The sequence below is a fragment of the uncultured Luteimonas sp. genome (genome assembly GCF_947492465.1).
Lineage (GTDB): Bacteria > Pseudomonadota > Gammaproteobacteria > Xanthomonadales > Xanthomonadaceae > Luteimonas.
The window spans coordinates 111,894-124,137 of record NZ_CANLNF010000006.1; the positions used below are offsets into that span (position 1 = coordinate 111,894).

12 protein-coding genes are annotated in these 12,244 nt (G+C 70.7%); 6 read left to right on the top strand and 6 right to left on the bottom strand.

The window, feature by feature from the left end; translation table 11 throughout:
* Positions 1-27: 27 nt before the first annotated feature.
* From yegS to Q0863_RS13915, 4 genes are all read right to left on the bottom strand, one after another.
* Complete coding sequence (gene yegS, locus Q0863_RS13900; protein WP_298579532.1) at positions 28-984, bottom strand: lipid kinase YegS; 957 nt, start codon at positions 982-984, stop codon at positions 28-30.
* Between the two features lie 254 nt (positions 985-1,238).
* Positions 1,239-1,712, bottom strand: a complete 474-nt coding sequence (gene rraA / locus Q0863_RS13905) for a ribonuclease E activity regulator RraA (protein WP_298579535.1) — start codon at positions 1,710-1,712, stop codon at positions 1,239-1,241.
* Positions 1,709-2,383: a ribulose-phosphate 3-epimerase gene (gene rpe, locus Q0863_RS13910; protein ID WP_298579538.1), complete on the bottom strand. Its 675-nt coding sequence runs from the start codon at positions 2,381-2,383 to the stop codon at positions 1,709-1,711. Before rpe ends, rraA begins: the two co-directional genes overlap by 4 nt.
* Before the next feature lie 81 nt (positions 2,384-2,464).
* Positions 2,465-2,797, bottom strand: coding sequence for a DnaJ domain-containing protein (locus Q0863_RS13915; RefSeq protein WP_298579541.1), 333 nt, complete (start codon positions 2,795-2,797; stop codon positions 2,465-2,467).
* A 79-nt stretch (positions 2,798-2,876) separates the two neighbouring features.
* On the opposite strand from Q0863_RS13915, the gene Q0863_RS13920 reads away from it, so the two are divergent.
* Positions 2,877-3,773, top strand: coding sequence for a phosphoribosylaminoimidazolesuccinocarboxamide synthase (locus Q0863_RS13920; protein ID WP_298579544.1), 897 nt, complete (start codon positions 2,877-2,879; stop codon positions 3,771-3,773).
* Between the two features lie 164 nt (positions 3,774-3,937).
* On the opposite strand, the gene Q0863_RS13925 is transcribed toward Q0863_RS13920, so the two are convergent.
* Positions 3,938-4,690, bottom strand: coding sequence for a hypothetical protein (locus tag Q0863_RS13925; protein WP_298579548.1), 753 nt, complete (start codon positions 4,688-4,690; stop codon positions 3,938-3,940).
* Positions 4,691-4,928: 238 nt separating this feature from the next.
* Here Q0863_RS13925 and Q0863_RS13930 point away from each other — a divergent pair, with 238 nt between their 5' ends.
* Positions 4,929-5,429, top strand: a complete 501-nt coding sequence (locus tag Q0863_RS13930) for an Mpo1-like protein (protein ID WP_298579551.1) — start codon at positions 4,929-4,931, stop codon at positions 5,427-5,429.
* A 4-nt stretch (positions 5,430-5,433) separates the two neighbouring features.
* Positions 5,434-6,345 (top strand): DMT family transporter, encoded by a 912-nt coding sequence (locus tag Q0863_RS13935; protein WP_298579553.1) that lies wholly within the window; start codon positions 5,434-5,436, stop codon positions 6,343-6,345.
* Here Q0863_RS13935 and Q0863_RS13940 read toward each other — a convergent pair.
* Entirely contained in the window at positions 6,329-7,249 is a 921-nt protein-coding gene (locus Q0863_RS13940) for an NAD-dependent epimerase/dehydratase family protein (RefSeq protein ID WP_298579556.1), read from the bottom strand. The genes Q0863_RS13935 and Q0863_RS13940 overlap by 17 nt on opposite strands.
* 280 nt (positions 7,250-7,529) lie before the next feature.
* Here Q0863_RS13940 and Q0863_RS13945 point away from each other — a divergent pair, with 280 nt between their 5' ends.
* The 3 genes from Q0863_RS13945 to Q0863_RS13955 are packed head-to-tail and all read left to right on the top strand — an operon-like array spanning position 7,530 to position 12,243.
* Positions 7,530-10,313, top strand: coding sequence for a monovalent cation/H+ antiporter subunit A (locus Q0863_RS13945; RefSeq protein WP_298579559.1), 2,784 nt, complete (start codon positions 7,530-7,532; stop codon positions 10,311-10,313).
* Positions 10,313-10,702, top strand: a complete 390-nt coding sequence (locus tag Q0863_RS13950; protein WP_298579561.1) for a Na+/H+ antiporter subunit C — start codon at positions 10,313-10,315, stop codon at positions 10,700-10,702. Before Q0863_RS13945 ends, Q0863_RS13950 begins: the two co-directional genes overlap by 1 nt.
* Positions 10,702-12,243, top strand: coding sequence for a monovalent cation/H+ antiporter subunit D (locus Q0863_RS13955; protein ID WP_298579787.1), 1,542 nt, complete (start codon positions 10,702-10,704; stop codon positions 12,241-12,243). The genes Q0863_RS13950 and Q0863_RS13955 overlap by 1 nt, the downstream gene beginning before the upstream one ends.
* Position 12,244 lies beyond the last annotated feature (1 nt).

Genomic DNA, 12,244 nt, shown 5'->3' on the forward strand with positions numbered 1-12,244 from the left:
CGTTAATGTAGCGGCTTTGCGGCCGTTTTACACCGTGGGACGGGGCCGCGGCGGTGGTTGCGAACGCAACGGACTGTCCGGCGGCAGGTGCATGCGCAGGCGACGCGGCACGCATTCGATGCGGAAGCGGGTGGATTCGACCGGCTCGCCGTCGAGGTTGAGCGCCAGCGGCGCGTCGGCATGGATCTCGATCCACGGCAGCCGCACGCGCGTGGCCACGCGATCCAGCGCCGCCACCTTGCCCTCGCTCACGACCGCGCCTAGCGTCGCGGCGATCTCGCCGGACAGTTCCGGGATCACGGTGACGTCGAGCAGGCCGTCGTCGACCAGCGCATCCGGGCACAGTGCCTGGCCGCCGCCCGCCTGGCGCCCGTTGCCCACGCCCAGCGCGATGAACTCTCCCTGCCATTGGAAGCCGGGGCCGCGCAGGGTGGCCCGGCTCGGATCGATCCGGCCAAGCCGGGACAGGCCGGTCAGCAGGTAGGCCAGTCCGCCGAGCAGCTTCTTCATGCCTTCCGGCGTTTCCACCGTGACCTGGGTACCGAACCCGCCGCTGGCGAGGTTGGCCACCCAGTGCACGGCGCCGCCCGCCTCCAGGCGCAGCAGGTCGATCGGCTGCGCCGCCTGCGTCGCCACCAGCGCCAGCGCCGGCAGGGGTGCCTGCGGGAAGTCCCCGGCCGTGGCGAAGTCGTTGGCGGTGCCGGTCGGCACCAGGCCCAGTGCGGGAAGGACAGCGGCGGAGCGGTCGTCGCCGGCGAGCGCGGCCGCGACCTCGCTCAGCGTGCCATCGCCCCCGGCCGCGACGATGGTCGAGGCGCCGTCGCGGATGGCCTCGTCGACGTAGCGCCGCGCATCGCCCTGCTCCCAGGTCACGCGCACGTCGATGGTGATGCCCCGTCCGCGCATGGCCTGCACGGCCGCGCGCAGATCGTCGTCGCCAGCGGACTTGCCGTTGATGATCAGGCGCCAGTGCGGGCTGGACATGGAGGGGGCCGACGTTCGGGGGACGCTGGTGTAGCACGCCTCCGTCCGCGGCGCTTCACGCAACCGCGACGCGGCGGCGCACGGGCACCCGCCGTGCCTGGCCTGTCATCGGCGTGTCATGGTCCGCCCCCAGCATGGGAGTCCATAGCAGGGACGACGGGCGGGGGCGGGATTGCCCTCATGTCTACCGGCGACGGATCCGCCGCGACAAGGCGGATCCGTCGCCAGGCAGGCGGCGCAAGGCCCGGATGGCCTCAGGCCAGCGGCTGGTCCGCGACCACGACGCCGTCGAGATCCGCCGCGAGCCACTGCCCCGGCACGACCACCAGTCCGCCGAACGCCACCGGTACGTCGCGCAGGCCCTGGCCCAGCTTGTCGGTCTTGCGCGGACAGGTGGCCAGCGCCTTGACCCCGAGATCCAGCCCGGCGATCGCGCCGCTGTCGCGGATCGCGCCATGCACCAGCACGCCGCTCCAGCCGTTGGCCACGGCCTTTTCCGCCAGCATGTCGCCGAGCATCGCGCGCCGCAGCGAACCGCCGCCGTCGATCACCAGCACGCGCCCGGCGCCGGGTTCGGCCACGGCCTCGCGCACCAGCGAGTTGTCCTCCAGCGCCTTGACCGTGCTCACCTGTCCGGAGAACGCGGTGCGCCCGCCGTAGTCGCGCAGCGGCAGTTCCAGCACCCGCACCCGGTCTTCGAAGCGGTCGCACAGGTCGCAGGTGTTCATGCGGCGGCCCTGTCGATCTGCGCGCGCATCTGTGCGATCACCGCGGCGTAGTCGGGCTGGCCGAAGATCGCACTACCGGCGACGAAGGTGTCGGCGCCCGCAGCGGCGATCTGGCCGATGTTGTCGGGCTTGACCCCGCCATCGATCTCCAGCCGGATCGGCTTACCGGTCGCGTCGATGCGCTCGCGCACGCGGCGCAGCTTGTCCAGCGCCGAGGGGATGAAGGCCTGGCCGCCGAAACCGGGATTGACCGACATCAGCAGCACCAGGTCGAGTTCCTCGAGCACGTAGTCGAGCACGTCCACCGGCGTGGCCGGATTGAGCACGAGGCCCGCCTGGCAGCCCTCGGCCTTGATCAGCTGGATGGTGCGGTGCACGTGCCGGGACGCTTCGGGGTGGAAGCTGATCAGGCTGGCACCGGCCCTGGCGAAATCCGGGACGATGCGGTCGACCGGCTCGACCATCAGGTGCACGTCGATGGGCGCGGTCACGCCGTGGCGGCGCAGTGCCTCGCACACCAGCGGGCCGATGGTGAGGTTGGGCACGTAATGGTTGTCCATCACGTCGAAGTGCACCCAGTCCGCGCCCGCGGCAAGGACCCGGTCGACCTCCTCGCCAAGCCTGGCGAAGTCGGCCGAGAGGATGGACGGGGCGATGACGGGTGCTTGCATGGTGCTCTTCCTGCGGTGGGCCTGGACGGGCCGAGGCCGGGATGGTGTCGCCAGCGCGGCCCGTGCCCGCGGTATCGAAGGTCAGCGCCGGCGACGGCGGCTCATGATGCGGTCGTAGGCGGCGTTGATCTCGCGCGCCTTCTTCTCGGCCTGCTCGCGCAGCTCGGGCGCCGCGCCCGCCACCTTGTCCGGGTGGTACTGCGACATCAGCCGCCGGTAGGCCCGGTCGATCTCGTCGTCGGTGGCTTCGGGCGACAGACCCAGCGCGCGGTACGAGGCGCCGCCACCGCCACCGCCGATCCACCCCGCATCGAAGGCGTGCCCGATCAGCAATCCGATCAGGCCGCCGCCGGGATGGCGCAGCAGCAGGTAGCCGGCGATGAAGCCCAGCAGTTTTCCGTACCAGCGGTTCATGCCGGCCAGTGTACCGCCGGCCGTTCATTGCCGGCGGAAATCGCACTACACTTGCCGGCCCGCCCGAAGGCCACCCTCCTTGGCGACGACCCTGCTGCACAGCGACCTGCCCGGCCTGAACCTGCGCCACCGGGGCAAGGTGCGCGACGTGTTCGACCTGGGCAACGACCGGCTGCTGATCGTGGCCACCGACCGCCTCAGCGCGTTCGACGTGGTCCTGCCCGACCCGATTCCCGGCAAGGGCGAGATGCTCTGCCAGATCAGCAACTTCTGGTTCGAACAGACCGCCGCGCTGGTACCCAACCACCTCACCGGCATCGACGTGGCGACGGTCCTGCCCGAAGGCGCGGACCCGGCGCTGTATGCGCGACGCGCGGTGGTGACCCGGAAGCTGCGGCCGGTGCCGATCGAGGCGATCGCACGCGGCTACATCATCGGCAGCGGCTGGAAGGACTACCAGCGCACCGGCCGGGTGAGCGGCATCCGCCTGCCCGACGGCCTGCGCCAGGCCGAGAAGCTGCCCGAACCGATCTTCACCCCGTCGACCAAGGCCGCCGTCGGCGACCACGACGAGAACATCGACTTCGACACCGCGGTCAAGCTGGCCGGCGCCGACCTCGCCGAGCAGGTGCGCGACGCGACCCTTCGCCTGTACCGGCATGCCTGCGAGTACGCGGCCGCACGCGGCATCCTGCTGGCCGACACCAAGTTCGAGTTCGGCACCGACGCCGACGGACGCCTGTACGTGATGGACGAGATGCTCACCCCGGACTCGTCGCGCTACTGGCCGGCCGACGAATACGAAGTCGGCACCAGCCCGCCCAGCTACGACAAGCAGATCGTCCGCGACTACCTGGAAACGCTGGACTGGGACAAGACCGCACCCGGCCCGCGCCTGCCGCCCGAAGTGATCGAACGCACCCGCGCGCGCTATGCCGAGGCGTTGCAGAAGCTGGCGGGGATTTCGGTCGACTGACGGCCGGCCGCGGGTACCGTCCCCGGAGATCCGACCTCCGGATCTCGTGCAATTTGGGTTCGGCCTGCGCCTGCCAGGGCGGCAGTTCCGTCATTTGCGCCCCGGACCTCAATCGGACCGTGAGCAACCGGACCCCCGGCACTGCGCCGCCCGCGACGCATAGGTCACGGCGATAACCTGGAGCGCGAGAGTGTCGTAAAGGGTGCACCAATGCCAGCCCGAGCCAGGTACCTGGAGATATCGGCATCCGAGTAGGCGCTGCAGGAGAACTCCGCGTTGAATCCGTACGATTCCAGGTCAGACCGGGCTGGCACCCAGAACGCAGCGCTAGTGGTGTACGAGTATTCGCCAGTCACGTCGTCTATTTCAAACGTTACTGCGGGGGTGATGCCGGCTGTTTCGACCGCGGCAACTGAATCCCCCAGGATGCTCATGTCGACGCCAGTGGCACGAAAGAACGCCGCCTCCCTGTTTTTGAATTCCGACAGCCAGGATGCGTAGGCATCGATGACGGGACTTGGCACGCCGGATGCCGCCATTGCTACCTTGGCTTGAGCCACGGACTGCAAGCCACCATGCCACGCAAGGACCGATCCACATTCGATGACAAGCCTCGACCCAGCCGCCGCGATGTAGTTTGCGCATGCGGACATGCAAACCCCGTCCACGACCACAGTCGCACCGCTCTGTCGAACATGCTCCGCGATCAGCAAGGTGACGGACGGATATCCGCCGGCACTGTTCACCACAACCTCGCGGTAGCCACCCTCGGCAACAGACAGGAAGTCGTGATACGACTCCTTGCCGATATAGCCATCCAGGCTGATCCGGTCTTCGGAGACCCTGGACCATCCTGCCTCAGCGGTTCCGCACAGCGCCGCAATAGAGATCGCGACTTGCCATCCCAGCATTCTCAAGACACCACTCCTTGTTGCAGCCCAGCCTCCGGAATCCCGTTTTGCCCGGCCAATGAGCGGCAGCGACCGCCGCTGCTCCAGGGTTTCCCGGCTTTGAGTATGCGTTCCCGGGGCTGGCTCGGGAGACTCTCCGCGCCGCCGGGACAGTACCGCGCCCCCGCGCGGATGGGCCGTGCCCAAGCCCTCAGGTTCGCGCTATCCTGCCGACATTCACCTCGCAACAATAAAGGCCAATAGCGTGGACGCGCCCACAGAGCCGCGATCCGACCGTCCCATCGACCGCTGGTTCGACAGCTACTCGGCCGACCATCGCAACCCGGCCAACCGGCGCATCCACGTGTTCGCGGTGCCGCTGATCCTGTGGAGCGTGATCGCGCTGCTGTGGTGCATCCCGGTGCCGGCAGACAGCGGCTTCCGCGCGGGCCTGTGGGCCGGGCTGGCCTGCTTCGCGGCATGGATGTTCTATTTCCGCGCGTCGCGCCCGATCGGCTTCGGCATGCTCGCGGTCTTCGTGGCGATGTTGTGGTCGAGCTTCTGGATCGAGCGGCTGCAGGGCACGCGCTTCTTGCTGTGGCTGGCGGTGGGCGTGTTCGTGCTGGCCTGGATCGCGCAGTTCGTCGGCCACAGCAAACTGTACGAGGGAAAGAAGCCGAGCTTCTTCACCGACCTGCGCTACCTGCTGATCGGCCCGGCCTGGGTGCTGTCCAAGCTCTACCGCAAGCTGGGCCTGCGCTGGTGACCCCATGAGCGCGGGCGCCGGCCTGCGCGGGCGCGACCTGGCGCTCGCGCTGCTGATCTGCCTGTGCTGGGCGGTGAACTTCCTCACCTCGGCGCATGCGCTGCGCGAGATCCCGCCATTCCTGTTCACCGCGCTGCGCATGGCGATCGTGGTGCTGCTGCTGGCGGCGTTCATGCGGCCGCCGCCGCGCTCGCAGTGGCCGCGCCTGGCGGGGATCGCGCTGTTCACCGGCGTGCTGCATTTCGGCACCAGCTTCCTTGCGCTGCGCCTGGCCGGCAACCTGTCGTCACCGGCGATCGTCACCCAGACCTATGTGCCGATGGCGATGCTGCTGGCCTGGTGGTGGCTCGGCGAGCGCTTCGCCTGGCGCACCGCGCTGGGCATCACCGTGAGCTTCGCCGGCGTGCTGGTGCTGGGGTTCGATCCGATGGTGCTGGACCAGCCGCTGGCGCTGGGGGTGATGCTGTTCTCGTCGCTGATGGTGGCCATCGGCACGGTGCTGATGCGGCGCCTGAGCGGCATCGGCATGGTCGACCAGCAGGGCTGGACCGCCGCGCTCAGCCTGCTGCCGCTGCTGGCGATCAGCGCCGTGGTGGAGCCGGACGGATTCGCGGCGCTGCGCGAGGCGACGTGGGTCGGCTGGGGCGGCGCGCTGTATGCCGCGGTCTTCGCCTCGCTGCTCGGCCACGGCCTGTTCTTCCGGCTGGTGCAGCGTCATCCGGTGGCGCAGGTCACGCCCTACCTGCTGATGACGCCGGTGTTCGCGGTCGTGCTGGGCATCGTGTTCTGGGGCGACCGGCCGGGACCTGCGCTGTGGATCGGCGGCGCGATGGTGCTGGGCGGGGTGCTGCTGATCGCGATCCGCACGCTGCAGAAGGCGCGGCCGCCGGTGGCCGAGGTCACGCCGGAGGTGTGAACATCGCGGCGTCGGGCGCGAACGCGCGCGGCGCGTAGCCCAGATCGCGCTGCGCCGGCGCGGCGTCGAAGGTGAGGTCCTGGCGCATGCGCGCCAGCGCGGCATCGCTGAAGCCCGAGGCCACGCCGGCCAGTCGCGCCGGCACCAGCAGCGCGCGGAACAGCACCGGCGGCAGCGTCCACAGGCGCGGCCGTTCCGGCAGCGCCGCCAGCACCCGCGCCACCATCTCGCGATAGGACAGCGTCTCGCCACCGGGCAGCGCATAGGCGCGGCCCTGCGTCGCCGCTGCGGCGGCGAGGCAGGCGAATGCCGCGTCGGCGAGGTCGTCCACGTGGACCGGCTGGCGCAGGCCGCGGGCGTCGCCCGGCAGGGCGAAGCCGTGCAGGCGCCGGGCGAGCGCGGCGATGCGGGTCAGGGTGGCGTCGCGTCCGGCGCCGTACACCAGGGTCGGACGCAGCACGGTGGCACCCACGCCGCGGGCAGCCGCGGCAGTGAACAGCTGCGCCTCCGCCGCGCGCAGGCGTCCGGCGACGTCGCGCTCGGCAGGGTCGGCCGAATCGTGCTTGACCCCGACGCTGGTCGATCCGAACGCGACGACGCGGCCGCAATCCGGCGCCTGGCGCGCGAACCACTGCGCGAAGCCGTCGAGCGGGCCGCAGCTGAAGATCGCATCGAGCCGCGCGGGCAGGACGCCGGGCGCGGCCAGCTCGCCGCGCTGCCAGCGCAGGCCGGGCAGGCCCGGTTGCGGCTGCCTCGAGATCGCCAGCACCGTCCAGCCGGCCGCGGACAGGCGCGCGAGCAGCGGCCGGCCGATCTGTCCGCTGCCGCCGAAGACCAGCGCAAGGGGTGGCGTGCCGGATGCCGGGGGCGGTTGCGAAGCGGCGTGCGGGAGGGGTTCGACCATCCACCAAGGATACGGTCCGACCCCGCAACCGGGGCCTGCGGAGACGGCGGGCCGGGATGCGGAGACGGCGTGGCCGATCGATTCGACGCCCGCCGCCGGTCGACCGACCGGCGGCGCCCGGGTCTGCGGCGCGCTGCTCGACGCCGGCCATGCGTGCGATCGGAAGCGCGTCCGTCGCGCGCGGGAACGCAGTCCGGCGCGCCGGAACCGTCGGTTAAACTCGACGGCCGACCCGCGCCTTTCCGGGCGCGCGGCCGTCCCGACCTTCACCGGATACTCGATGCTGCTGTTGCTCCTGGCCCTGCCCTTCGTGGCGGCGCTGGCCATTGCCATGGCCCGCGGCGCTTCGCGGCGTACCGTCGCCTGCCTGGCCGCGGCCGCACCGTTGCTCGGCCTGGCCGCGCTGGGCTGGCTGACGCCGGCGGTGATGGACGACGTGTCGCTGCGCGCGACCCTGCCGTGGCTGGCCGAAGCGGGCCTGGCGCTGTCGCTGCACCTGGACGGGCTGGCCTGGATGTTCGCCGGCCTGGTGCTGGGCATCGGCGCACTGATCGTGCTCTACGCGCACTACTACCTGGCCGAGGAGGACAGCGCACCGCGCTTCTTCGGTTGCCTGATGCTGTTCATGGGCGCGATGCTCGGCGTGGTGCTGGCGCACAACCTGCTGCTGCTGGTCGTCTTCTGGGAACTGACCAGCATCAGCTCGTTCCTGCTGATCGGCTTCTGGACGCGCCGCCAGGATGCCCGTCAGGGCGCGCGCATGGCGCTGACGATCACCGGCATGGGCGGACTGGCCCTGCTGGGCGGCGTGCTGCTGATCGGCCGGGTCACCGGCAGCTACGAGCTGGACGTGGTGCTGGTCTCGGGCGACGCGATCCGCGCCAGCACGCTGTACCCGGCGATCCTGGCGCTGGTACTGGCCGGCGTGTTCACCAAGAGTGCGCAGTTCCCGGTGCACTTCTGGCTGCCGCAGGCGATGGCCGCGCCCACCCCGGTGTCGGCCTACCTGCATTCGGCGACGATGGTGAAGGCCGGCGTGTTCCTGCTGGCGCGACTGCACCCGGCGCTGGCCGGCACCGACCTGTTCTTCTACGTGGTCTCGAGCATCGGCGCGATCACCCTGCTGGTCGGCGCCTGGTACGCGATCTTCCAGCACGACCTCAAGGGCCTGCTGGCTTACTCGACCATCTCGCACCTGGGCCTGATCACCCTGCTGTTCGGCCTGTCCACGCCGATGGCGGTTGTGGCCGGCGTGTTCCACATCCTCAACCACGCCACGTTCAAGGCCTCGCTGTTCATGGCGGCCGGCATCATCGACCACGAATGCGGCACCCGCGACCTGCGCCGGCTGGGCAACCTGCGCCGCTACATGCCCTATACCGCGGCGCTGGCCATCGTGGCCTCGCTGGCGATGGCCGGCATTCCGCTGCTCAATGGCTTCCTGTCCAAGGAGATGTTCTTCGCCGAGGCGCTGGACGCGGGCGAGCGCAACCTGTTCCGCATCGCGATCAGCATCGCCGCGCTGCTGTACGGCGTCTTCGGCGTGGCCTACAGCCTGCGCTTCGTGCACGACGCGTTCTTCGGTCGCGGGCCGCGCGCGCTGCCGGTGGAGCCGCACGAGCCGCCGGCGTGGATGCAGGTCCCGGTCGCGGTGCTGGTGGCGCTGTGCCTGGCGGTCGGCATGCTGCCGGGGCTGGCGATCGAGCCGGTGCTCAAGACCGCCGTGGCAGGCACCCTCGGCCCGGCCGCGCCGGAGTTCTCGCTGGCGGTCTGGCACGGCTGGAACCTGCCGCTGGCGATGAGCATCGGTGGCGTGCTGGGCGGCGTGCTGTTCTATTTCCTGCTGCGACGGCTGTTCGCGCTGCACGACGCGATGCTGCGCACCTGGGGGCGGCAGCTGTACCAGTTCAACGTGGACAAACTGTTCAACGCCGCCTGGCGCTTCACCGGGCGCGTGGCCGCGGGGGGCATCCGCCGCAGCCTGTTCTGGATGATCGTGGTGGTGCTGGTGGTCGGCGCCGCGCCCTTCATCGGCAAGGAGGCGGCACTGCTGGGCGACCTGCCCGCGCCGCAGCCGATGCCGTGGCTGGGCTGGATCCTGTGGGCAGTGCTGGTCGCCTCCACCCTGGCGACGGTGGCCTGGCACGGCAAGCGGCTGACCGCGCTGATCGTGATCGGCGCGGTGGGCCTGATGGTCAGCGTCGCCTTCGCCATGCTCTCTGCGCCCGACCTGGCCCTGACCCAGCTGCTGGTGGAGATGGTGACCATCGCGCTGATGATGATGGCGCTCAACTACCTGCCCAAGCAGTCCAAGCAGGCGCGCACGCCGTTCCGGCGCTGGCGCGACGCGCTGATCTCGGCGGTGGCCGGCATCGGCGTCGCGGGCCTGGCCTACGCGATGCTCGTGCGCGAGCCGGACGGCTCGGTGGCGGCCGAGATGCTCGCCCGCTCCTTGCCCGAGGCCTATGGCGCGAACGTGGTGAACGTGATCCTGGTGGACTTCCGCGGCTTCGACACGTTCGGCGAGATCACCGTGTTCGCGGTCGCGGCACTCGTGGTGCACGCGATGCTGCGCTGGGCCAGGTTGCGGCCGGACGAGATCGTGCCCGGGCCGCCGGTCCAGCTGCCGATCCCCGCCGACCTGACCCAGCTGCTGTTCCCGCTGGCGCTGACGGTGTCGATCTACCTGTTCCTGCGCGGCCACAACGCGCCCGGCGGCGGCTTCATCGCCGGACTGGCGATCGCGGTACCGGTGCTGATCAAGTACGCGCTGCAGGGCGCGCGCGCGGTGGAGTCGACGTTCGGCTTCGACTACGTGCGCGGCATCTCGATCGGCCTGCTGCTGGCCGCGGCCGGCGGCCTGGGCTCGCTGCTGTTCGGCCTGCCGTTCCTCACCAGCGGCCACGTCGACCTGGATCTGCCGCTGGTCGGCAAGCTTCCGCTTGCCAGCGCGCTGGTGTTCGACACTGGCGTGTACGTGGTGGTGTTCGCCGGCGCGCTGCTGATCCTGTCGACGATGGGCACGGTGCGGCGGCGCACCCTCGCCGCGGAGGACGCTGCCTGATGGAATTCGCACTCGCCAGCGGCATCGGCGTCCTGGTCGCGGCCGGCGTGTACCTGCTGCTGCGCGCCCGCACCTTCGACGTGATCCTGGGCCTGACCCTGTTGTCCTACGCCACCAACCTGCTGATCTTCGCCTCGGGGCGGATGGTGGTGGGCAAGCCGCCGGTGCTGCGCGCCCTGGTCGACCCGATCCGCGACAACTACACCGATCCGCTGCCGCAGGCGCTGGTGCTGACCGCGATCGTGATCGCCTTCGCGATGACCGCGGTGGTGGTGGTGGTGGCCATGCGCAACCACGCCGACCTGCGCAGCGACCACGTCGACGGGCGCGAACCCGGGCAGCCCGCGCCCGACGGCGACGCGGACGGCGAGCGGAGCCCGCGCGCATGATGCAGCACCTGGTCCTGGCGCCGATCCTGCTGCCGCTGGTCACCGGCGCGATCCTGCTGCTGCTCGAGCGTCGCCACAACGTGCGCGTGCTGCGCACCGGCGCCTGGATCGGGCTGGCCCTGCTGCTGGCCGCGGCGGTGGCGCTGCTGGTGCGCGCGGACGGCGGCGCGGTCGAGGCCTACCTGCTCGGCGACTGGCCCTCGCGGCTGGGGATCGTGCTGTTGCTCGACCGGCTCAGCGCGCTGATGGTGCTGACCACTACCCTGCTGGCGATTCCGGCGCTGCTGTATGCCTGCGCCGGCTGGGACCGGCGCGCCCTGCATTTCCACGCGCTGTTCCAGATCCAGCTGGCCGGGCTCAACGGCGCCTTCCTGACAGGCGACATCTTCAACCTGTTCGTGTTCTTCGAGGTGATGCTGATCGCCTCCTACGGCCTGCTGCTGTCGGGCGCGCGCGGCGAGCGCATCGCCGCGGGCATGCACTACGTGGTGTTCAACATCGCCGCGTCGACGCTGTTCCTGGTCGCGCTGGGCCTGATCTACGGCCTGCTGGGCACGCTCAACATGGCCGAACTGGCGGTGCGGGTGTCCGAGGTCGCGCCGCAGGACCTGTCCCTGGTGCGGGTGGCGCTGGGCCTGCTGCTGGTGGTGTTCTGTGCCAAGGCCGCGCTGCTGCCGATGTACCTGTGGCTGCCCGACGCCTACGCCCGGGCGCCGGCGGCGGTGGCTGCGCTGTTCGCGATCATGACCAAGGTCGGCCTGTACGCGCTGCTGCGCACGGGCTCGCTGTGGTTCGGCGAGGCGGCCGGCCCGCTGGCCGGATTCGGCCGGGAACCGCTGCTGGTGCTGGGCATGGCGACGATGCTGCTGGGCAGCCTCGGCGTGGTCGGTGCGCTGCGCCTGCGCATCGGCGCGGCCTACCTGGTGCTGATGTCGTCGGGCACGCTGTTCGTGGCGTTCGCGCTGGCGCGGCCGGGCACGATCGCCGCCGGCCTGTACTACCTGCCGCACAGCTGCTTCGCGGCGGCGGCAATGTTCCTCATCGCACACATCGTGCAGCGCGAGCGCGGCCGCTTCGGCGACCGGGTGCTGCCGATCGCCCAGCCGATTTCGCGCCTGACCGGCCTGCTCTACATGGTCGCGGCCCTGTCGCTGATCGGGCTGCCGCCGCTGTCGGGCTTCATCGGCAAGTTCCTGATGCTGGGCGCGGTGCCGGCCGACGACACCGGCTGGGTCTATGCCACCGTGCTGGGCAGCAGCCTGCTGGCCCTGATCGGGCTCAGCCGCACCGGCACCCGCCTGTTCTGGCGCATCGACGAGGCCGAACCCGAGCCGTTGCACGCCATGCCGCCACCGGACATGCCGAAGGTGGGCAGCCTGGAGATCGCCGCCACCGCGCTGCTGCTGGCCTATGGCGTGGCGATGAGCGTGGCGCCGGGGCCGATCCTGCGCTACACCACGGCCGCGGCCGGACAGCTGCTGTCGCCCGCGGACTACGTGCGCGACGTCCGCGGCACCCGGCCGCAGCAGCGCGCGCCATGAG

Coding starts and splice junctions, on each gene's coding strand:
- yegS (WP_298579532.1), bottom strand. CDS start 984: ATGTCCAGCCCGCACTGGCGCCTGATCATCAACGGCAAGTCCGCTGGC.
- rraA (WP_298579535.1), bottom strand. CDS start 1,712: ATGAACACCTGCGACCTGTGCGACCGCTTCGAAGACCGGGTGCGGGTG.
- rpe (WP_298579538.1), bottom strand. CDS start 2,383: ATGCAAGCACCCGTCATCGCCCCGTCCATCCTCTCGGCCGACTTCGCC.
- Q0863_RS13915 (WP_298579541.1), bottom strand. CDS start 2,797: ATGAACCGCTGGTACGGAAAACTGCTGGGCTTCATCGCCGGCTACCTG.
- Q0863_RS13935 (WP_298579553.1), top strand. CDS start 5,434: ATGAGCGCGGGCGCCGGCCTGCGCGGGCGCGACCTGGCGCTCGCGCTG.
- Q0863_RS13940 (WP_298579556.1), bottom strand. CDS start 7,249: ATGGTCGAACCCCTCCCGCACGCCGCTTCGCAACCGCCCCCGGCATCC.
- Q0863_RS13945 (WP_298579559.1), top strand. CDS start 7,530: ATGCTGCTGTTGCTCCTGGCCCTGCCCTTCGTGGCGGCGCTGGCCATT.
- Q0863_RS13950 (WP_298579561.1), top strand. CDS start 10,313: ATGGAATTCGCACTCGCCAGCGGCATCGGCGTCCTGGTCGCGGCCGGC.
- Q0863_RS13955 (WP_298579787.1), top strand. CDS start 10,702: ATGCAGCACCTGGTCCTGGCGCCGATCCTGCTGCCGCTGGTCACCGGC.